General features: G+C 70.8%; 11 protein-coding genes and 1 pseudogene. 6 read left to right on the top strand and 6 right to left on the bottom strand.

Annotated elements, in window-relative coordinates:
* Positions 1-77 precede the first annotated feature (77 nt).
* Positions 78-2,321 carry an RICIN domain-containing protein gene (locus AB0D93_RS31460; protein ID WP_362126640.1) on the bottom strand — a complete coding sequence of 748 codons (2,244 nt, stop codon included), beginning with the start codon at positions 2,319-2,321 and terminating at the stop codon, positions 78-80.
* Between the two features lie 534 nt (positions 2,322-2,855).
* On the opposite strand from AB0D93_RS31460, the gene katG reads away from it, so the two are divergent.
* The 4 genes and pseudogenes from katG to AB0D93_RS31440 all read left to right on the top strand — a co-directional run bounded on the left by katG (position 2,856) and on the right by AB0D93_RS31440 (position 10,667).
* On the top strand, positions 2,856-5,048 hold the full coding sequence (gene katG, locus AB0D93_RS31455) for a catalase/peroxidase HPI (protein ID WP_362126637.1): 2,193 nt from the start codon (positions 2,856-2,858) through the stop codon (positions 5,046-5,048).
* A 180-nt stretch (positions 5,049-5,228) separates the two neighbouring features.
* Positions 5,229-9,398, top strand: a complete 4,170-nt coding sequence (locus tag AB0D93_RS31450) for a beta-galactosidase (protein WP_362126634.1) — start codon at positions 5,229-5,231, stop codon at positions 9,396-9,398.
* Positions 9,399-9,535: 137 nt separating this feature from the next.
* Positions 9,536-9,703 (top strand): annotated as a pseudogene (locus AB0D93_RS31445) (LLM class F420-dependent oxidoreductase); the annotation flags it as partial.
* Between the two features lie 139 nt (positions 9,704-9,842).
* Complete coding sequence (locus AB0D93_RS31440; protein WP_362126631.1) at positions 9,843-10,667, top strand: DUF1684 domain-containing protein; 825 nt, start codon at positions 9,843-9,845, stop codon at positions 10,665-10,667.
* Between the two features lie 416 nt (positions 10,668-11,083).
* Here the strand turns inward: AB0D93_RS31440 and AB0D93_RS31435 are convergent, their stop codons facing one another.
* The 5 genes from AB0D93_RS31435 to AB0D93_RS31415 are packed head-to-tail and all read right to left on the bottom strand — an operon-like array spanning position 11,084 to position 16,051.
* Complete coding sequence (locus tag AB0D93_RS31435) at positions 11,084-12,412, bottom strand: LLM class flavin-dependent oxidoreductase (protein ID WP_362126628.1); 1,329 nt, start codon at positions 12,410-12,412, stop codon at positions 11,084-11,086.
* A gap of 38 nt (positions 12,413-12,450) precedes the next feature.
* Complete coding sequence (locus AB0D93_RS31430; protein WP_362126625.1) at positions 12,451-13,482, bottom strand: aliphatic sulfonate ABC transporter substrate-binding protein; 1,032 nt, start codon at positions 13,480-13,482, stop codon at positions 12,451-12,453.
* A gap of 54 nt (positions 13,483-13,536) precedes the next feature.
* Positions 13,537-14,268 carry an ABC transporter ATP-binding protein gene (locus tag AB0D93_RS31425; RefSeq protein ID WP_362126623.1) on the bottom strand — a complete coding sequence of 244 codons (732 nt, stop codon included), beginning with the start codon at positions 14,266-14,268 and terminating at the stop codon, positions 13,537-13,539.
* Positions 14,265-15,158, bottom strand: coding sequence for an ABC transporter permease (locus tag AB0D93_RS31420; RefSeq protein ID WP_362126620.1), 894 nt, complete (start codon positions 15,156-15,158; stop codon positions 14,265-14,267). Before AB0D93_RS31420 ends, AB0D93_RS31425 begins: the two co-directional genes overlap by 4 nt.
* On the bottom strand, positions 15,155-16,051 hold the full coding sequence (locus AB0D93_RS31415) for a TauD/TfdA family dioxygenase (protein WP_362126617.1): 897 nt from the start codon (positions 16,049-16,051) through the stop codon (positions 15,155-15,157). Before AB0D93_RS31415 ends, AB0D93_RS31420 begins: the two co-directional genes overlap by 4 nt.
* 1,143 nt (positions 16,052-17,194) lie before the next feature.
* Here AB0D93_RS31415 and AB0D93_RS31410 point away from each other — a divergent pair.
* Positions 17,195-20,095 carry an AAA family ATPase gene (locus tag AB0D93_RS31410; RefSeq protein WP_362126614.1) on the top strand — a complete coding sequence of 967 codons (2,901 nt, stop codon included), beginning with the start codon at positions 17,195-17,197 and terminating at the stop codon, positions 20,093-20,095.
* Positions 20,096-20,216: 121 nt separating this feature from the next.
* The gene (locus tag AB0D93_RS31405) at positions 20,217-21,848 is read left to right on the top strand and encodes a S53 family peptidase (RefSeq protein WP_362126611.1); all 1,632 of its coding nucleotides are present in this window, start codon (positions 20,217-20,219) and stop codon (positions 21,846-21,848) included.
* The last annotated feature ends 72 nt before the right edge of the window (positions 21,849-21,920 follow it).

The raw sequence follows: 21,920 nt of genomic DNA, 5'->3' as shown, positions 1-21,920 counted from the left end.
AGCTGACCGCCGGACACGGCGGAATGGAGATGTCGGTCCGGCGCCCGGGCCGCCTCGGCACGGGCGCCGGGCCGGACTCACGGATAGCTCACCAGGTACGCCACGTTGCTGCTGGGGGTGACCTGGTTGCCGGTGGTGTCGACGATGTGGTTGATGGTGCCGTCGCCGCCCAGCACCGTGGTGACCATGCTGTGGAACTTCACCGTGGACGTGGTGGGCACCTCGATGGCGTGGCCGAGTACGACGGACGGGTTGTCGCGGAGATAGGCGTAGACACCCACACCCCATGCCTCGTGGGAGGTGACCGAGTTGGCGACCTTGTACGAGGCGTAGCCCAGGTCTCCTCCGCTGGTGGTCCAGCTGGACTGGTCGGGCACGTCGTAGGGGGTCTCGCTCTGGTAGAAGTAGGTGCGGCCGCCGTTGCCGTTCCAGGTGGTCTGGTACTTCTGGTAGTGCTCGACCGCCAGGCCGTACATGGTGACGTTGTCGCCGTTGACGACCAGTCCGCCCGCGGCCGGGTTGGTCGTCCAGCCGACGCCGTTGGTGTGGTCCGCGCGCCACAGCCACAGGTCGTCGCCGATGACGTCGTTGCTGTTGACCACCAGGGTCTGGGTGGCCTTGCCGGCGATGTCTCCGCCGACGCGGAAGAACACGTCGTGCAGCACGATCGGGTCGGCGGTGTGGCCGGCACTGGAACCGCTCGGGCCGACCTGCATGAGGGTGCTGGAGTTGGTGGTGTTCGCGCTGATCAGCAGCCCGGCGATGTCGATGCCGTCGACGTCGGCGGTGGTGATCGCGGTGACGCCGTTGTCCGGCACGAGAGTGGCCAGGCCCAGGCCGAGGACCACGGTGTCGGGGCGGGTGATGTTCAGCGGGGCGGACAGGTGGTAGACACCCGGGGTGACGATCAGGTTCTTGCCCGCGGCGAGCGCGTTGTTGATCGTCGTGGCCGTGTCACCGGGCTTGACGATGTAGAACTGGCTGATCGGCAGCGAGGTGCCCGGGGCGGTGCCGTTCGTCCAGTCCGGGCCCTGCACATGGGTGCGCGCCGACGGGACGAACACCTGCCAGTTGCCCGAGCCGTCGACGTAGACAAACGGCTTCTCGCGCATCACCGGGCTCTGGGCGACGGTGGTGTACTGCGGACTGGGGAAGCTGGTCGCCGGGGCGCCGGTGTCGCCGACGAAGACCATGTTCCAGTTGTGGCCCGTCCAGCCGCCGTTCATGGCGGTGTCCTGCGTGAGGAACTGCTGCTGGGTCCCGGAGTTGATCTGGCCGGAGACCCGCGAGTCGCCGATGTAGCCGCCGCTGGACCAGTTGGTGCTGGTGCCGTGGGTGTCGTCCCACAGCTTCATGGTGCCGTGCACGTCCATGCGCCGGAACGGGTCGGCCTGCGAGACGGCCCACATGGTGCTGCCCGAGCTGGGGCTCACCGACATGTTCTCGGCATCGCGCCAGAAGTTCTGGGTGGCGTTGCCGTCGCCGGTGTGTCCCTCGACGTGCACGCCGCCGCCGGTGATCGACACATCGTCCGGTGACAGCCCGAGCCCGGCGACCTGGGTGTAGTAGCCGACGGGTATGTCGACGTCGTACGTGCCGGGGGTGAACAGCAGGGCGTTGCGCTGGGTGCCGAACTCGTTGGTCCGCTGGGTGCCGTAGACCGAGTTGATCTTCGACTGGATGGTGGATGCCGGCATCGACGGGTCGAACACCGTGACGTTGGGGCCGAAGTCCGGGGTGCCGACCGGCGGGGTGACGCCGGCGGAGAGGGAGAAGGACTGGGCGGCGGTGCCGTTGCACGTGTACTGCTGCAGCTGGACGCTGTCGGCGGTGGACGCCGACGGCACGTCGAGGCACTTGCCGCTGTTGCGGTTGACGAAGTGGTACGCGCCGGAGGCCTCCGCGACCGGCAGCCACTGCTGGTTGGCGCCGCCGCCGTAGAGCCACAGCTGGGTCGGGGCGCCGTCGGCGGTGGAGACGCCGGTCTCGTCCCACACCTGGTCCGGCACGGAGGCGACGCCGATCCGGTAGTAGCCGCTGTCGGTCGGGGTGAACTGCCAGGACTGCGCGCCGGTGCCGTTGCAGGTGTACTGCTGCACGGCGGTGCCGTTGCCGGTGGCACCGGCGCTCGCGTCGACGCACTTGCCGCTGCCCGCGTTGACGACGGTGGTGGGAGCGGTGGGGATGGTCGCGGCGGTGGCACTCGGGGCGGAAGCCAGCGCGATACCGGCGGCGGCCGGCAGCAGGAAGGCGGTCGTGAGGGCGGCCGTGCGTCTGCGCTGACGGGGTGCGCGGACGAGCGCGGCGGGAACGTCGGTCACACGTGTCTCCTTGGTCGCGATGTGGGGCGCGATGCGGATCGGACGGTAGGGACAGCCCGTCCGGTCGTCAATACTCATCAAAATATAAGGCGTGAAATATATGGCGGGAGAGGGGAGTTGCGCGAGCCCGGCCCCCACGGACGGGCGCCGTGGGCCGGCTCCGCCGCCGGCCTGCACGCCTCGGCCGGAGCCGTCGCCGCGGTCCGCCCGCGCGGGGTCGGCGGTGTCTCCTCGACGGACTCTCGCGCCCCGTTCCATTCCGCCACGCCGGTGATCGGCGCCGTCCTCCTTTTCTCCCCGTGGATCCGCGCCGGACACTCGAGCGCATTGTCCCGTATCCCGTAAGCGGCCCCTTCTCCACCTCTGTCATGCGGGGTGCTCTGCGTGTTTCATAGAGGTGTGGCCTGCGGTGCGCGACCATACGGACGCGGTACCGCACATTTCCAGCCGGTGGGCGCTCGACACCAGAAAAGCCGACGACGTCAAGAGCGGCGGCCGGCGGAAGGAACACCGAGACAGGAAAGAAGGACGGGCATGTCCGGCAGTGAAAGCGAGAATCCGGCAATCCCTTCACCGACGCCCACACCGACTCGGCGGCCCAGGACGAACCGGGACTGGTGGCCGAATCAGCTGGATCTTCAGGTTCTCCACCAGCACTCGTCGCGGTCCAATCCGATGGACGAGGACTTCGACTACGCGGAAGAATTCGCGACCCTCGACGTCGACGCGCTGAAGCGTGACGTCTTCGAGGTGATGACGACATCCCAGGACTGGTGGCCTGCCGACTACGGTCACTACGGGCCGCTCTTCATCCGGATGAGCTGGCATGCCGCGGGAACGTACCGCATCGCGGACGGCCGCGGCGGTGGCGGCAGCGGCGCACAGCGCTTCGCCCCCCTCAACAGCTGGCCGGACAACGCGAGCCTGGACAAGGCGCGCCGTCTGCTCTGGCCGGTCAAGCAGAAGTACGGCCGGAAAATCTCCTGGGCCGACCTTCTGGTCTTCGCCGGAAACTGTGCCATGGAATCCATGGGGTTCAAGACGTTCGGGTTCGGATTCGGGCGGGAGGACATCTGGGAACCCGAGGAGATCTTCTGGGGGCCCGAGGACACCTGGCTCGGAGATGAGCGCTACAGCGGCGACAGGGAACTCACCGGTCCTTTCGCCGCCGTACAGATGGGACTGATCTACGTCAATCCGGAAGGGCCCAACGGAAACCCGGACCCGATGGAGGCCGCCCGGGACATTCGGGAGACGTTCGGGCGCATGGCGATGAATGACGAGGAGACGGTCGCACTCATCGTCGGCGGCCACACCTTCGGCAAGTGTCACGGCGCGGTCGACGCCAGTTATATCGGCCCGGAACCCGAGGCCGCCGCCATCGAGCAGCAGGGCCTCGGCTGGCGGAACACATACGGCAGCGGCACCGGCCCGCACGCGCTCACCAGTGGTCTGGAGGGTGCGTGGACCACCGAGCCGACCAAGTGGGACAACGGCTACCTGGACAATCTCTACGGGTACGAGTGGGAGCTGACGAGCAGCCCCGCCGGTGCCCACCAGTGGACCCCCAAGGATCCCGCGGCCAGGACCGCCGTACCCGACGCCCATGATCCGTCGAAGCGGCACGCACCCATGATGCTGACGACGGACCTCGCGCTGAAGGTGGACCCGGTCTACGGCCCGATCACGAAGAGGTTCCACGAGAACCCGGACGAACTCGCGGTGGCGTTCGCCAAGGCGTGGTACAAACTGCTGCACCGCGACATGGGACCCGTCTCGCGTTACCTCGGCCCGTGGATCCCCGAACCGCAGCTGTGGCAGGACCCCGTCCCCGACGTCGATCACGAACTGGTCGGCGACGAGGACATCGCCGCCCTCAAGGGCAGGATCCTCGCCTCGGGCCTCTCCATCCCCCAGTTGGTCACCACCGCCTGGGCGTCGGCGGCGAGCTTCCGCGGCACCGACAAGCGCGGCGGGGCGAACGGAGCACGCATCCGGCTCGCGCCGCAGAAGGACTGGGAGCTCAACGACCTCCCCGAGGTGACCGAGGTACTGCGCACGCTCGAGCGGATCCAGCAGGACTTCAACCTCTCCCAGACCGGCGGGACACGGGTCTCCCTCGCCGACCTGATCGTCCTCGGCGGGTGCGCGGCCGTCGAGCAGGCCGCGAGGAACGCCGGGCACGACATCACGGTTCCATTCGCACCGGGGCGTACGGACGCCTCGCAGGAGCAGACCGACACGGAGTCGTTCGCCGTGCTGGAGCCCAAGGCGGACGCCTTCCGCAACTACCTTCCGGCGGGCGAGAAGCTGTCGCCGGAGACCCTCATGCTGGACCGCGCGAACCTGCTGACGCTGACCGCTCCCGAGATGACGGTGCTGATCGGCGGCATGCGGGCGCTGAACACCGGCTTCGGGGGGACTCCCCACGGTGTCCTCACCCACCGGCCGGAAGTCCTGACCAACGACTTCTTCGTCAACCTGCTCGACATGGGCACGGAGTGGAAGGCGTCGGCCACGGACGAGAACGTGTACGAAGGCCGGGATCGCGCCACCGGCGAGCTCAAGTGGACCGCCACCGCCGTCGACCTGATCTTCGGTGCGCACTCCCAGCTCCGAGCCGTCTCGGAGGTCTACGCGGCCCAGGACGCCGCAGAGAAGTTCGTACGTGACTTCGTGGCAGCGTGGAACAAGGTGATGAACCTCGACCGGTTCGACCTCGCCTGACCCCGAGGTCCCGGTCGGCCACAGCGGCCGACCGGGACCGCCAGTCAGTCATGTCGCCCCTCTGCGCATCGCGCCCTTTCGTGTGCTCCCGCCCCATTGTGTTGTGCCGTGTGCCCCCATACTGTTCGACTTTGCCTGAGTCTGTTTGATGCTGATTGCTCAGTCGGTATGGAGGCCGCAGTGCGGAGTGATCGGATCGGTTCAGAACGTGCGAGACCCGGACGCCGCCCGTGGTGGAGGGCCGTCCTCGCCACGGCCGCGACCGTCGCCCTGGCCGCGGGCATGACCGCGCCCGCCGCGGCGCGGGACGTCGGCGGGCGGGCACCCGCCGCCGCGTCCGCCGGCACGGGGGCGCACACGGTGAGTCTCGACGGCTACTCGTTCCTCGTCGACGGCAGGCGCACCTACCTGTGGTCCGGCGAGTTCCACTACTTCCGGCTCCCGAGTCCGGACCTGTGGCGCGACATCTTCCAGAAGATGAAGGCCGCCGGGTTCAACTCCACCTCGCTGTACTTCGACTGGGGTTACCACTCGCCGAAGCCGGGTGTGTACGACTTCAGCGGGGTGCGTGACGTCGACAAGCTGCTCGACATGGCCCAGGAGGCGGGACTCTACGTGATCGCGCGCCCGGCGCCGTACATCAACGCGGAGGTCGACAGCGGCGGCCTGCCGGGCTGGCTGACCACCAAGGCCGGGCACAACCGCAGTGACGACCCGCAGTTCCTGAAGTACGCGGACGAGTGGCTCACGCGGATCGACCGGATCATCGCCCGTCACCAGCTGACCAACGGCACCGGGTCGGTCATCGCCTACCAGGTGGAGAACGAGTACTACAACGGCTCTGCCGCCGGCCGCTCCTACATGAAGCACCTGGAGGACAAGGCCCGCGCCGACGGCATCACCGTACCGCTGACCGGCAACAACAACGGCACCTTCAACTCCGGTACCGGCGCCCTGGACGTCGACGGTCCGGACTCCTACCCGCAGGGCTTCAACTGCTCGAACCCCTCGAAGTGGAACGGCGTTCCCGACATCGGCTACGACCACCCGGACGGCAGGCCGCTGTACTCACCGGAGTTCCAGGGCGGCGCCTTCGACCCCTGGGGCGGGCCGGGCTACGACAAGTGCGCCCAGCTCATCAACGACCGGTTCGCCAACGTCTTCTACAAGCAGAACATAGCCGTCGGCGCCACCGCGCAGAGCTTCTACATGACCTACGGCGGCACCAACTGGGGCTGGCTGGGCATGCCGGAGAACTACACGTCGTACGACTACGGGGCCGCGATCCGCGAGAACCGCCAGCTCGATCCGAAGTACTACGAGGACAAGCTGATCGGGTACTTCACGCAGTCGGTCGCCCCCCTGACCAAGACCGAGGCGATCAGGGCGACACCACCGGACGACTCCGCGGTCGTCGACACCGCCCGGATGAACCCCGACACCAAGACGCAGTTCCACGTCCTGCGGCACGGGAACTCCACGTCCACGGCGGTCGACAGGACCCACATCTCGCTGGACTTCAACGCCCAGCCGTCCGCCGACACCACCTACACCTGGGACGACGCCGACTCCGCGGTGCAGTACACCGGTTCGTGGTCGCACGTGGCCGACCAGAGCTACACCGGCGGCGACTACAAGCACACCGAGTCGTTCTCCGACAAGGCCGGTGACTCGGTCACCGTCCCCTTCGACGGCACCGCGATCCGCTGGATCGGCTCGAAGACGAACAACCACGGGAACGCCGACGTCTACCTCGACGGCGCCAAGGTGGCGACCGCCGACGACTCCGGCGGCGAGGACCAGGCGGTGATCTTCCAGAAGTCCGGCCTGGCACCCGGGGCGCACACGCTGAAGATCGTCGTCAACGGGACCCACGGCTCGGGGTCCACGGACAACTACGTGTCCATCGACGCCATCGACGTACCGACGGCCGCCACCGCGACGCCGACCTACCCGGTCGTACCGCAGCAGCCGGGGACCGCGATCACCCTCGACGGACGCGACTCGCACGTCGTCGTGGCCGACTACCGGCTCGGGGGCTCCCAGTTGCAGTACTCGACGTCGGAGATCATGACCCACGCGGCCATCGGCGACCGGGACGTCGCCGTGCTCTACGGCGACCCGGGCAGCGACGGCGAGACCGTGCTGCGCTACTCCTCCAGGCCCACCGTGACCAGCAGCGGCGGCACGGTCACGACCACCTGGGACGAGGCCACCGGTGACCTGCGGCTGAACTACACGCACAAGGGTCTGGTCCGCATCGGCGTCAGCGGCGGCGGAAAGCGTCCGCTGCAACTGCTCGTCGGCGACAAGGCCACGGCGGAGACGTTCTGGCGTCAGGACACGGCGACCGGCCCGGTGCTCGTGCGCGGCACCCACCTGCTGCGCACGGCGGCCGGCCTGGACGGCGGCCACACCGTGGCGCTCACCGGCGACAACGCCGACGACCCGAACATCGAGGTGTTCACCTCCGCCGACCATGTCACCTGGAACGGCAGGACGTTGGCCACCCGGGCCACCGGCACGGGGAGCCTCACCGGTCGGATCCCGGTGGCTGCCCCGGTACACCTGCCGACGCTGACGAACTGGAAGCACGCCGAGGAGTCCCCCGAAGCGGCCCCCGCCTTCGACGACTCCGGCTGGCAGGTGGCCGACAAGACCACCACCAACAGCGTCTCCGGCGTCAACTCGCTGCCGGTGCTCTACGCGGACGACTACGGTTTCCACACCGGCAACACCTGGTACCGCGGCCGCTTCCGCGCCACCGGCAAGGAGACCGGCATCCACCTCGTCTCGGACTCCGGCGGCAAGGCGCAGGCGTTCTCCGCCTGGCTCAACGGCCACTTCCTGGGCAGTTCCACCACCGGCAGCGCCGACTTCACCTTCCCGGACGGATCGGTGAAGCCGAAGGGGGACAACGTCATCTCCGTGCTCACCGTGAACATGGGGCACGAGGAGGACTACGACTCCAGTAACGGCAACAAGACCCCGCGCGGCCTGACCAGCGCCTCCCTCGTCGGGGCGCCGCTGACCTCCGTCACCTGGCGGCTGCAGGGCGTACGGGGCGGCGAGGGCCTGCAGGACCCGGTGCGCGGCCCGCTCTCGACCGGCGGTCTGTACGGCGAGCGCGCCGGCTGGTCTCTGCCGGGATACCCGGACGGCGACTGGAAGCAGGTGTCCCTGCCGACGACCGACACGCGTCCCGGCGTCTCCTGGTACCGCACCGACGTGAACCTGGACCTGCCGCGCGGTCAGGACACCTCGCTGGGGCTGACCTTCACCGACGACCCGTCGCGCAAGTACCGTGCCACGCTCTTCGTGAACGGCTGGCAGGTCGGCAACTACGTCAACTACCTCGGTCCGCAGAGCACCTTCCCGGTTCCCGACGGGATCCTGAATCCGAACGGCCGGAACAGCATTGCCATCGCCGTGTGGAACCTGGACGGCAGCACCGGCGGGCTGGGCCGGGTCTCGCTCACGGACTACGGCAGCCATGCCTCGTCCCTGCGCGTCGCGCAGAACGACAGCCCCCGCTACGACCACCGCAAGTACGCGATGCCGCAGCGTCCCGGAGCGGACGTCACCCTGGACGTGCCGAACACCGCGCAGTCGGGCCAGGCCTTCACGACCGAGGCGGCGGTGCGGGTGCCGGAGGACCGCCCGTCCGCTTCCCGGCTGACGGCCTCGCTCGCCGCTCCCGACGGCTGGAGCGTGAGTGCCACGAGCCCCACGTCGGTCGAGCGCGTGCAACCCGGCGAAACGGCCACCTTCACGTGGAAGGTCCAGCCGCCGGACGGGAAGCTGCCGTCCGCCTCGGCACTCACCGCCACCGTGCACTACCTGCAGAACGGACGGCAGGCCGCCGGCGGTGACGAGCGCGTCGTCGTGGGGATCCCCCCGGCTCCGCCGGCTGGGAAGACCGCCGTGAGCGACCTGCCGTTCCTGTCGTCCACCAACGGGTGGGGTCCGGTGGAGCGGAACAGCAGCGTCGGCGAGCAGGCGGCCGGGGACGGCCGTCCGATCAGCATCGCCGGTGTCGGTTACGCCAAGGGTCTGGGCACCAACTCGGTCAGCGACGTCGAGCTCTACCTCGCCGGCAGGTGCTCGCGGTTGACGGCGGCCGTCGGTGTCGACGACGAGACCGGTGGCGCGGGAACGGTGACGTTCTCCGTGATCGCCGACGGCAGGACCTTGGTGACCACGCCGGTGCTCCGCGGCAAACAGGCCGCGGTGCCGGTCGACGTCGACGTCAGCGGCGCCCAGGTGGTCGACCTCAAGGTCGGTGACGCCGGTGACGGCAACGGCAACGACCACGGCGACTGGGGCGTGCCGACGCTGACGTGCGGCTAGCGGCGCGGCTGACGAACGGCGGGGGCGTGGGGAAACCCCGCCCCGGCCGCGCATGCCGGCTCCTGTACACATGACTGACAAGAAGCTGTCACACGCGGACCGGAATGCGCATCCGGCCGACGACCGTTCTGACCGGCATGACCGTGGGAGTGGTACTCGACGCGTCCGCCGCGCGGAACCACGTCGACGCCACCGTGCAGCTGGCCCAGGAGGCCGCGGCCGCCGGTCTGCGGTCGGCCTGGTTCGGCCCGGCATTCGGCGCGGACTCGCCCCAGCTCGCCGCGATCGTCGGGCGTGTTCCGGGCGCCGAGAACGGCGTACCCGTGCTGGTCTCCGCGATGGGGCCGCAGGCGCTGCGGGTGAGCGGTGAGCCGGCGAACGGGAGACGCGGAACGCCGACGCACCACCGTGCGAGGCCGAGTCTCACGTGACCAAGGAGAACGCATGACCACTGACGCCACCACGACAGACCTCCAGGCCTTCACCGAGAACTGGCTGGACTGGCACCGCGCCCAGGAGGCCAGGCTCGCCGACCCGCACGGCTTCCTGGCCATCACCGGCCTGCACTGGCTCGACGACCGGCCGCAGCGTTTCCCCGACGCGCCCGGTGCGTGGCACACCGGCCCCGACGGGGTGGTCGTCCACCTCGACGACGGTGAGGAACTGACCGTCGACGGAACGCCGGTGCGCGGCGAACACCACTTCGGCGTGCTTCCCGAGCGCGGCAGCGTCGACGCCCTCTGGGGAGACGCCGTCATCGAGGTCGCCAAGCGGGGCGGCTACGACATCGTGCGCCCTCGGCACCCGGACGCGCCGCTGCGCACGGCCTTCACCGGAACACCCGCCTACGCCCCCGACCCGCGCTGGGCCGTGACGGGCCGGTACGTCCCGTTCGACGAGCCGCGGCCGACCACCGTGGGCGCGGCCGTCGAGGGCCTTGAGCATGTGTACGACGCTCCGGGCAGGATCGAGTTCGAGCTGCACGGGCGCCGACTGTCCCTGACCGCGTTCCCCGGACCTGGTACGGGCCGGCTGATGGTGCTGTTCACCGACGCCACCTCCGGGGTCACCACCTACGCCGCCAACCGGGTCCTGGCGGTCGAGCCACCCGCCGCCGACGGCACGGTCCTCCTGGACTTCAACCGCGCCGCGAACCTGCCGTGCGCCTACACGGACCTGGCCACCTGCCCACTGCCGCCGGCCGAGAACCGGCTGCCCGTGGCGATCGAGGCGGGTCAGAAGATCCCCCGCGAGCGCGCCGGATCCTGAGGCGCTCGGCCCCCGGACCGCACCTCGCATGCCGTCGACGGCTCGGCGCCGGCCGGCTGGGGCGGAGGGGCGCCGACGGTGACGCGGGGGCGGCGATGCCTCCGGCGGCGCTGCGCCGGGCGAGACGTCGTCGGCCGCGCGTCCGCGACGGGCCCCGCCCGGCCGCCGGTGCCCGGCCCGCCGGTCCGCCGCCAGGTCGCCCGGCCCGTGGCCGAGGTGACGACGGCCGGCAGCCGTGCTTCCCCCGCCCGGCCGGGTCTTGCGTAGCACCTCCGGCGGAGAGTTCGGATGCCGAGGCGCGGTCACCTTCGGGGACGGAGGCGTCCCGGCCGCGGCACCAGGTTTTGCCCGGCGCCGCCACGAGGTCGACATGTTGCCCTAGCGCACGGAGCGGAATACGAGGCGATTCGGATGGATCAGGCGTGAAACTGGTTCGCCGGTAGCGGGAGACCGTAGTGCTCGCGCAGGGTGGTGCCCTCGTACTCCTCTCGGAACAGCCCCTTGCCACGCAGGATCGGGAGCACCTGCTCGATGAACGCCACCAGGCCCGACGGCAGGGCGGGCGCCATGATGTTGAACCCGTCCGCGGCGCTGCCCTCGAACCAGGTGATGAGCGTGTCCGCGACCTGCTCGGGTGTGCCGACGAACTCGAAGTGCCCGCGTCCGCCCCCGAGTCGGGAGATGATCTGCCGCACCGTGAGCTTCTCGCGCACCGCGAGCTCGATGATCAGGTCGGAACGGCTCTGCGACCCCTCCAGCTTCGGCCGCGCTAGAATGAAGTCCGGTAGCGGCTCGTCGAGTTGGAAGACCGACGGCTCGGTCTCGAAGACCGCGGCCAGCTGACGCAGTCCGTACTCCGGGATGCGCAGGCGGTCGAACCGGTCGGCCAGCGCACGCGCTTCGGCCTCGGTCGACCCGATGTACGGGACGATTCCCGGCAGGACGATCACGCCGTCCGGGTCACGCCCCGCGGCCCGGGTCCGTGCCTTGATGTCGGCGTAGAAGGCGGCGGCTCGCTCGTACGTCGTGTGCGCGGTGAAGATCGCCTCGGCGTGCCGGGCCGCGAAGTCCTTGCCGTCCTCGGAGGAACCGGCCTGGACGAGCAGCGGGTGGCCCTGCGGAGGACGTTGGACGTTGAGCGGACCGGCCACCTTGAAGTACCGGCCACGGTGGCCCAGTCCATGCAGCCGGGCGGGATCGGCGTAGCGCCCGGTGGTCTTGTCGGCGACGACGGCCTCGGACTCCCAGCTGTCCCACAGTGCCTTGGCGACCCGGAGGAACTCGTCGGCCCTGGCGTAGCGTTCGGCGTGGCCGGGACGGTCGTCGAGGCCGAAGTTGGCCGCCTCGTCGGCCCCTGCGGAGGTGACGATGTTCCATCCGGCGCGGCCTGCGCTGACGTGGTCGACGGACGCGAGTCGACGAGCGAGGTCGTACGGCTCGTTGTACGTCGAGGACACGGTCGCGATGAGGCCGATCCTGCTGGTCGCCTGGGACAGCGCGGTCAGCAGCGTCAGCGGTTCGAGCTGGCCCGGTGGCCGGAACTCACCGGTTCCGGTGAGGGCCGGTCCGTCCGCGAGGAACAGCGAGTCGAACTTGGCGCTCTCGGCGAGCCGGGCCAGCTCGATCCAGTGCCGCAGGTCGAAGTCGGCCCGCGGGTTGCTGTCGGGGAGCCGCCACGCCGCTTCGTGGTGCCCCGCTTCCATGAGGAAGGCGTTGAGGTGGAGTCGCCGCCGTCCGGTGCTCATGGTCTGTCTCCTTTGCGTGTCGAGGTGAACGGCGGAACTCAGCCGAGCGTCAGCTTCGAGCTGTCGTAGCCGGACGGGAGGAGGTTGTCGGTGATCGACGGGACGTCGACCTTCTTGGTGATCTGGCCCGCCTGAAGGAACGCGTCGGCGAGCTTCTGCTCCGCCGCGATGTCCGGCTTCCCGATCGGGGTCACCCGGGTCTCGAAGGCCTTGAGGGACGCTTTGGCGTCGGCCGGCGGGATGCCCTCCTCCTCGGAGAGGGCCTGCACGTACTTGTCCTCGTGCCGGACCGCGTAGGCGAACTCGCGTGCCAGTCGCTGCAGTACGTCCGTCAGGGCTGCCCTCTTGGTCTTGTCGCCGAGCGACTTCTCACTGGCGATGTAGTAGCTGCTCGTCTGGTCGATCGGAGGGAGGCCCTTGGCCAGGATCCGTGCCCCGTTCCTGACCGCGATCGCCGACTGAGGGTTCCAGATCGACCAGGCGTCCACCTTGCCGGTGTTGAACGCCGTGGCGCCGGCCGCCGGGTCGAGGAAGACCAGGTGGACGTCTTTGGGGCCGAGGCCGACGCTGCGCAGCGCGTTGAGGATCAGGCCGTGGGCCGAACTGCCCTGCGGTACGGCGATCTTCTTGCCCTTGAGGTCGGCGAGTGTCTTCAGGCCCGACCCCTTCGGGACGATGATGTTCTCGTTCGACTGGGTGGGTGTGAGCGAGCGGTTGACGGCCACGATCTTGAAGCCGTACTCCTTCGCGGCGCCGGTGATCGGCGGTACGTCGCCGACGGCACCCAGGTCGATGTCGCCCGACGCGGCGGCCTGCACCAGCGGCGGCCCGTAGGTGAACCGGGCGAACCTCACTTTGTACGGCGCGTCGTCGAACGCCCCGGTGATCTTCGCCAGTGCCTGGCTGCCGTCACCGCCGTTGTCGCCGATGGTGAAGGTGTATTTGCTCCACTCGGGGTGCGCGGACGCGCTGCCGCTCGACTTGCTCAGCGGCGCCGCCTGGGACGACGCGCCGCAGGCGGCGAGGGTGCCAGTGAGGGCGAACAGGCCGACGGCGCCGACGAGAGGCATGGTTCTTCCGTGCATGGTTTTTTTCTCCGGCTTGATGTGCGGTGGTGGAGGACGTCAGTGGTGACCGGCGAGACCGAGGTCGTTCAGGAGCGCGGAACGCAGCTCCTCACGGGCGACGCTCGCTTCGCGGTCCGCTGCCGAGAGGTGGACGAGATGTGCGGCGCCGATGCGCCCGTCGCGCATCACGACGATGCGGTCCGCCAGGGCGATCGCCTCGTCGACGTCGTGGGTGACCAGCAGCATGGCCGCGTGGTGCTTGCTGCGCAGCGCGCGTACGAGGTCGTGCATGCGCAGCCGGGTGATGGCGTCGAGGGCCGCGAACGGCTCGTCGAGCAGCACGAGTTCGGGTTCGGAGACCAGTGCCCGGGCGAGTGACACCCGCTGGGCCTCGCCGCCGGACAGCTCCTTGGGCCATGCCCTCTCGCGACCCGCGAGTCCGACCTCGGCGAGCACGTCGCGGGCTCGCTGCTCCGCATCGGGCCCGTACAGGCCGAGCGTGATGTTGCGCAGTACCCGCTGCCAGGGCAGCAGCCGGTCGGCCTGGAAGACGATCGCCCGCTTCGCCGGGACCTCCACCCGCCCGCCGTCGGGCCGGTCCAGGCCGGCGAGCAGTCTCAGGAGGGTGCTCTTGCCGCAGCCGGAGGGACCCAGCAGGATCACCAGTTCCTCCTCCGCGATGGTGAGGTCCAGGTGGTCGAGCACCACCCGGTCTCCGAACCGGCGGACGACCTGCTCGGCGACGACCCCGGTCCGCCGACCCGGCTCGGTCGCGACTGCGCTGCTCATGACGCCTCATAACTGGGCCGCCACCGCAGCAGCACCCGCTCGAGTACCCGGACGAACTGGTCGGCGAGCAGACCGAGGACCGAGTAGATCACCAGCCCCACGAAGACCTGGTTGGTCTGCAGATAGGTCTGCCCTTGAGTGATGAGGAAGCCGAGGCCCTTGTCGGCGTTGACCGTCTCGGCGGCGACGAGGCCCAGAACGCTGTAGGCGAGGGAGAACCGGAGTCCGACCAGGAAGCCCGGCAGGGCCCCGGGCACCAGCACCCGCGTCACGACGCGCCACGTGCCCGCGCCGGTCGTCCGCGCCATCTCGATCAGGCGCTGGTCGACGCCCCTGATCGCGGCGAACAGGTTGAGATACATCGGGACGCCGGCACCGAACGAGATCAGCAGCACCTTCGTGAGCTCGTCGATGCCGAACCACACGATCATCAGTGGCAGCACCGCCAGCAGCGGGATGGTGTTGAAGACCTGCACCACGCCGTTGAACAGGTACTCACCGCTGCGCAGCAGCCCCCCGAGCACCCCCGTCACGATGCCCACGGTCAGGCCCAGCAGGAGCCCGATGCCGGCCCGTTGCAGCGAGACGGCCACGTCCGGGCCGAGGACACCTTGTTGCCACAGGTCGGCGGCGGACTTCACGATGGAGGTCGGCGCCGGAGCGTACGTCTTCGCCAGCACACCGGCCCTGGCGAGAACCTCCCAGGCAAGCAGGACCACCACCGGGGTCGTGTAGATCCCGAGCGGCCAGCGCAGGCGCTCGCGGAGCGTGCTGAACGGCGTCCGGCGGCGGGCGCCGCGGGGCAGGAAGACCTCGCGTTCCCGCGCGCTCGCCGGCTCGGCCTCGGCGGTCGTGGTGACGGCCGACGCCGCGATGCGGATCCCGGTCATGCGACGGCCTCCAGGACGCCGGTGAAGTGCGAGGCGTCGCCGACGAGCTGCTCACTGCGGCGGCCGTCGACCCCGACCGGCACGTCTCCCGCCACCGTCACCCGGTGGAGGCGACGCGGGTGGTCGTCGTAGTTGTCCACCCCGTAGTGCTGGGTGATCCGGTTGTCGAAGATCAGCAGCTGCCCGGGCGACCAGGTCCAGCGCAGGACGTTCTCCGGACGCGTCACGTACGACTGCAGAATGCGCAGCAGATCGGCCGAGTCGCCGCTCGGCAGGCCGGCGATCCGCTGGGCGAACCCGCCGATGAACAGGCCTCGTTCACCGGTCAGCGGATGCACCCGCACCACGGGGTGCTCCGCCTCGTACGGCGTCGAGACGAAGACCCGGTCGTACTCCTGGCGCAGTGCCGTCGTGGCCGGAGGCCGGGCGTAGTCGTACTGGTTGGTGTGCACGACGCGCAGCGAGTCCGCGAGAGCGCGGAGCGGTCCGGGCAGGTCGCGGTAGGCCGCCGCCGCGTTCGCGATGAGCGTCTCGCCGCCGTACGGCGGGACCGTGACGGACCGGAGGGTGGTGACCTGCGGCGGGTTCACCACGAAGGTGACGTCCGTGTGCCACTCGTCGGCCTTGGACGTCTCACTGTCGACGGCGAGCACGTTCGTCGTGCCGTCGGCCGCCGGAACGGTCGGATGGGCGGTGGTGAGTTCGCCGAACCAGGCGGCCACGCGCTCCTGACCGGCGTCGTCGAGGTTCACGCGGTCGAACACGATGGCCTTGTGTTCGTTGAGGGCTTGACGGAGCGTCGTGACAGTCGACGGGTCGGGCGGCGCGGTGAGGTCGGCGCCCTCGACGACCGCGCCGATACGGCCGGTCAGCTTGCGGATGGACACAGGCATGCGGAAGTCCTTCTGGAGGGGGCGGGCGCAGCACAGGGGGGCTGGGTGAGAAGTGGCGGTGAAGGGGTGACGCGCGCGGCCGGCCCACCGGGATCGCGGTGGTCGTCAGGTCGCCATGCGGGAGGGACGGAACGAAGGCGCTGAGAGCGCCGGAGGCAGCTCAGGCCGACCGCTCATCCGATCGTGGAGAAGGACCGGAGAAGGAGACGGTCAGGGAGCGGACCCGACCGTCCCGCAGGGCACCGTACGACGGTGTGCCGGCTCAGCTACAACAGAACGCGCTGGAGGCGTGCGCCAGATCGATGTGGCGCCGCCGAGTGAGGTCCACGCGCGGGTTCATGGGACCGGAGTTCAGCAGAGGTCCGTCGCGCCGGTCAAGGGCTTCCCGGACGAGTCTTGCATCGCGGACACGGGCGCCCGGCGCTTCGCAGAACCGCCATGCGCCCGTAACGCTGGTCCATTGACCGGGTCCGTGGTGCTTGTCAGCATCGGGGCACGACGTTGTCGACATGTCCCCGGGCCCGGTCGGCCCCCGGTACGGGGCTGCCGCGCCGCCGTGTGGCCGACTCCGGACGAAGGATCACCGATGGTGCCGGCGCTCATCGGGACGCCGGGCCGGCATCCGGTTCCCGAGCGGCTCGACGGCGCGGCTGCCGTGCTGCGTGCCGTACTGCACCGGGGACCGCCGGCTCGCACCGCGATCATCCGGGAGACGGGGCTGAGTGCGGCTGCCGTTTCGCGGCACACGGCCGAACCGCACGCGCGGGGACCGGTCCGGGAGCCGCCGGAGCCTGCGCGGCGACCCCGGCCGGCCCGCCCCCGCATCGCGCCTGGACACCGACACGTGTCAAGACGTCGCGGCGGGCGTGCACATCGAGACGCGGCCGGGCGGGAACCCGGGCCCGCCGCCGTCTCGTCCCACGGTCGGGGCCGGCGGCCTTGATCGTCTGCCGGGACAGCGGCGTGCCGCCCCCAGCGGCCATTGACAAGGCGTATCCGCCCGAGTTGTCATGAACACATGATCATGCGTCCCGGGGCCCGCCGCACTCGCCGTACCGATGGTTGTGCGCTCGGCCCCGGGTGTAACCCGGCGCCGGACGGACCGAGGACGAAAGCCACGGATGCCATGCGTGGGCGGCTGACGTGGCAGCACGGCCACTGACCGGCCGCCACGAGCTGCTCGACGTCGCCCGGGCCGAACTGACGGCCCGTCCCGGAGTGCTCTTCCACGGCCCCCTGGGGATCGGCAAGTCCACACTCGTGGCAGCCCTCACGGCGTCACTGACCGCGCAGGCCCCGTCGGCCGCCACCGTGCTGCACTGCTCGCCCGCGGAGGACGACGCCCGGCTCCCGTTCGCCGGACTCGTCGACCTGTTCGCACAGGTGCCGGAGAGCTGCCTGGAGACCCTCGCACCCGAACCCCGTGCGGCACTGAGGGCTGCCCTGCTGCGTGGTACGGAACCGGCGAACGGCCGCGGCCGCCTCGCTGTGCGACTCGCTTTCCTCGAAGTGGTGCGCGATCTGACCGCCGCCGGCCCCGTCGTGCTGGTCCTCGACGGTCTGCAGTGGCTCGACGAGTGCACCGCCGACGTGCTGGCCTTCGTCGTACGCCGCCTCGGCGCCCTGGACGTGCGGGTGGTCGCCGCCGAGCGGGTGGTGGACGGTGAACAGCCCGAGCGACTGCGGTGCTGCCCGCCGGGCACCACCGAACTCCCGGTGCCGCCGCTGACGGACGACGAGGTGGCCCGCCTCGTGCGCGCCGGCACCGGTGCCGAACTGCCCTCGGGAACGCTGCGGGCCGTCCTGGACACCGCGGCCGGAAACCCGTTGTACGCACTGGAGTTGGGCCGGGCGGCCGCGCTGCGCGGGCCGGCGTCCACGGCCTTCGGACCGACGCTGCCCGTGCCCCGAAGACTGCGCACCCTGCTGCTGGGCCGGGCGCGCGCGCTGCCGGAGACGACCCGGCGCACGCTCCTGGTCATGAGCGCCGCCGCCCGCCCCGACCTCACCCTGCTGCGTGCCGCCGGGCTCCCCGAGCCCGCAGCGGACCTGGCGGAGACGGAACGGCTCGGCGTGGCGACGACCGACGCCGGCGGAACCATACGTTTCCGGCACCCGCTGCTCCGGGCCGCCGTCTATGCCGACGCCCCGGAGCACGACCGCCGGCAGGCGCACGCACTGCTGGCCCGCGCGATCAGCGAGCCTGTCGAACAGGCCCGCCATCTGGCGCACGCCCGCCCGCATCCGGACGAGGACACCGCCCGGACCCTGATGTCCGCGGCGGAGTCCGCGCGCCGCGACGGCGCGCTCGGCACCGCGTGCGAACTGGCCGGGCTGGCCGCCCGCCGTACCCCCGGCGACCGGTCGGCGGACCGGGACGACCGGCTGCTGGCCGCGGCCGAGTACGCGTGCGACGCCGGACAACTGGACGAGGCGGCGGAAGCCGCCGAGACGGTCCTCGCCGCCTCGGGCTCGGCACGCCGTCGGGTGCGGGCCCGCCTGATCCTGCTGCGCAACGCCGGGCAGGCGCTGGAGGGTGCCCACGCGCTGATCCAGGACGGCCTCCGGGACGCCGCCGGCGATCCGGAGGCCGAGGCCTGGCTGCACCACTGGGCAGCCGTACGGGGCCTGCTCTGCGGGGAGTTGGAGGAGGCGGCCGCGCATGCCCGGCGCGCAGCACGGCAGGCGGCCGTGGCGGGCGACACGGAGACCCGGATCGGGGCACTCGCCACTTACGCCCGGGTGCGGTCCCTGGCCGGCGAGCCGGTCGCGGCGGACGCCGCGCTGGAGGAGGCGCTCGTGCTGGCCGGCGGCACCGACGGTGGTCCGCAGAGCTGGCGGCTGATCCGGATGCGGGCGATCCTCGCCCTGGACGCCGACAGGGTCACCGAGGCACGGGAGCAGGTCGCCGAACTCCTCGACGCGATCGGAGAGTTCGCCGGCGTCGAGGAGGTCGTGGCCACGCTGGTGTCACTGACCCGGATCCAGGTGCGCGCCGGACACTGCCGCGAGGCACTGCACACCGCGGCGCGCTGCTCACGCGCCATGGCCCAGGCGGCCCCCGCGCTGTACGCGGCCGCGCTCGCGGCCACCGCCGGCGGCACCGCCGAAGAGGCCCGGCAGCTGGCAGAGCGGGCGGTACGCGCCTCGGAGGCCGACGGCGACCGGCTGTTCCTGCTGCGCGCGCTGGCCGTGCTCGGGCAGGCCGAACTGCTCGCCGGCGACCCACGGGGGGCCGCGTCCGCGGTCGAGGCGCTGCAGCGCGTGAGAGAACTCGGTGACGCCATGTGTGCCGCCGACCCGCCCCTGCTGCACTGGTACGGCGACCTGGCCGAAGCGCTGGTGCTCCTCGGGGAGCCGGACGAGGCCGAGGCCGTCGTCCGCGAGGCCTGCGCCCGGGTGACCGCTGATACGCCCGGCAGCGTACTGGCGGCTCTGGAACGGGCGGAGGGGCTGCGCGAGGCGGGGATCGGCCGGGCGAAGGAAGGGGCGGCGCGGCTGCGGGCCGCCGTGGACCGTCTGCGTCAACTCCCCCTGCCCGTCGAGCTGGTGCGCACTCTGATCGCGCTCGGCGCGGTGGAGCGTCGTTCGCGCCGCAGGAGCGCGGCGCGGGCGGCCCTCGGCGAGGCGCTTCAGACCGCCACCCGGATCGGCGCCGCTCCGCTGGCGGCACGGGCCAGGGACGAGCTGTCGCGGCTGGACTCCGGAGAGCGCAGCGGTGAGGCGGGCGCGGGCGGACCCGGACTCACCCCCACCGAGGCCAGGGTCGCCGAGCTGGTCGGGGGCGGGGCCACCAACCGGGAGGTCGCCGCGAAGCTGTTCATCAGCGTCAAGACGGTGGAAGGGACACTGTCGCGGGTCTACCGCAAGGTCGGGGTCCGTTCGCGCACCGCGCTCGCCCACGCGATGGCGGTCGCGGTCCTCGCCTCCGGGGCCGTCGTGGACGCCGGCGACGACGGCCGGGCGGATGTCCCGGAGCGGGCCGTGCTGGTGAGCCCGCCCAGCCGTTCGCAGGCCCGGGGTGCTCTCGACACACGCCGTTGACGTGACACCGGTTGTTAACACGTGAGGCAAGGGTTCCCCCGCTTATGGGGGTGGGGCCGGTCTTTCTACGGTGAAGTCGTTCCGCTTCCGGAACAACTCCCCCACTCCCCGGAGGACTTCAGTGAAGTCACGTCTGAAACTGCTCGGTCTGATCGCCGCGCCCGCCCTGGTCACCGCCGTCGTCCCGGCCGCCTATGCCGCGAACGCCGCGCAGCCGCACGCGACCCGTGCCGCCGTCGCCGGAGATGTCCTTCCGGGCCTGAAGCAGAGCGCGGCCCGCACCGGAAGCGTCGCGGCCGGCAAGCGGATATCGGTGGCGATCAGCCTGACCCCCAGAGGCGGCAAGGCGCTCGACACCTTCGTCGCCAAAGTCAGTGACCCGCACTCGAGTTCCTACGGCCATTACCTGACCAAGCGTCAGTTCGCCGCACGCTTCGGCCGGACCGACGCCGAGATCAAGCAGCTCAAGGACTACCTCCGCGCCCAGGGCGTGACCGTCGGCAGGGTCCACTCGGGCAACCTGCTGGTCGACGCCGAAGGCACCGCCGCCCAGCTGGAGAAGGCCTTCGGCACCAGGCTGTCCACCTGGAAGGACGCCAGGACCGGGCGTTCCTTCTACGCCAACGACAGCGCGCCGTCGCTGCCGGCCGCCATCGCCTCGATCGTCAGCGACGTGGCGGGCCTCAACAACCGCGTCCAGCTGCACCACCAGGCGACGCCGCACACCGTCAGCCCGCACAACGGCCCGGGCGGCGGGTACACGCCGGCACAGCTCAAGGGCGGCTACAACGTCTCCGGTACGTACACCGGCAGCGGTCAGAAGATCGCGCTGCTGGAGTTCGACGGCTTCCAGCAGTCCAACATCACCACGTATGACAACCACTACGGCCTGGGTTCGCCCACCCCGACCGTGCAGAAGGTGGACGGCGGCTCCGGCGCGCTCGGCGACGGCCAGGTGGAGGTCGAGCTGGACATCGAGGTGCTGCACGCGATCGCCCCCAAGGCGAACGTCACCGTGTTCGAGGGCCCCAACTCCGACGCGGGCGAGGTCGACACGTACCAGGCCATCGTCGACAGCGGCATCCCGACCACCTCGATCAGCTGGGGCGCCGCCGAGAGCGCCCGCACCACCTCCGGCATCAACGCGGTCGACGCCGTCTTCAAGCAGGGCGCCGCCGAGGGCCTCGGCTTCTACGCGGCCTCCGGCGACGACGGCTCCGACGACGCGGGCGACGGCGGCACCTCCGTCGACTACCCGGCCAGCGACCCGTACGTCACCGGTGTCGGCGGCACCAAGCTGACCGTGACCTCGTCGAACACCTGGAGCAAGGAGGTGGCCTGGTCCGGAGGCGGTGGCGGCAAGTCCTCCGTCTTCAAGATCCCGAGCTGGCAGACGGCGGTGCAGAAGAGCGCCGGCGGCGGCTACCGCCAGGTGCCGGACGTCTCCGCCCACGCCAACCCCAGCCCCGGCGTCTCGATCTACTCGCAGGGTTCCTGGAGCTCGGTCGGCGGCACCAGCGCCGCGGCCCCCGAGTGGGCGGCGTTCGCGGCCCTCTACAACCAGCAGGCCGCGGCGGCCGGCAAGGCCGGCCTCGGCTTCGCCAACCCCGCCCTCTACTCCGCGAGCGGCACCGGCTTCCACGACATCACCAGCGGCAGCAACGGCGCCTACTCCGCGGCCACCGGCTGGGACTTCACCAGCGGCTGGGGCTCGTACAACGCCGCGACGCTGGCGAGCAAGCTGCTCGGCTGACGACCGACCGCCGCAGCGTGGGCCGGGGGGGGGCCCCCCCCCCCGCCGCACCGGGAACAGAACGAGCTGGGG

Source organism: Streptomyces sp. NPDC048191, from assembly GCF_040652655.1.
Lineage (GTDB): Bacteria > Actinomycetota > Actinomycetes > Streptomycetales > Streptomycetaceae > Streptomyces.
Note: the sequence above shows the minus strand (reverse complement) of the source record. Positions and strands in the feature narration are given on the sequence as shown.

Coding starts and splice junctions, on each gene's coding strand:
- AB0D93_RS31440 (WP_362126631.1), top strand. CDS start 9,843: ATGACCACTGACGCCACCACGACAGACCTCCAGGCCTTCACCGAGAAC.
- AB0D93_RS31420 (WP_362126620.1), bottom strand. CDS start 15,158: ATGACCGGGATCCGCATCGCGGCGTCGGCCGTCACCACGACCGCCGAG.
- katG (WP_362126637.1), top strand. CDS start 2,856: ATGTCCGGCAGTGAAAGCGAGAATCCGGCAATCCCTTCACCGACGCCC.
- AB0D93_RS31425 (WP_362126623.1), bottom strand. CDS start 14,268: ATGAGCAGCGCAGTCGCGACCGAGCCGGGTCGGCGGACCGGGGTCGTC.
- AB0D93_RS31415 (WP_362126617.1), bottom strand. CDS start 16,051: ATGCCTGTGTCCATCCGCAAGCTGACCGGCCGTATCGGCGCGGTCGTC.
- AB0D93_RS31435 (WP_362126628.1), bottom strand. CDS start 12,412: ATGAGCACCGGACGGCGGCGACTCCACCTCAACGCCTTCCTCATGGAA.
- AB0D93_RS31430 (WP_362126625.1), bottom strand. CDS start 13,482: ATGCCTCTCGTCGGCGCCGTCGGCCTGTTCGCCCTCACTGGCACCCTC.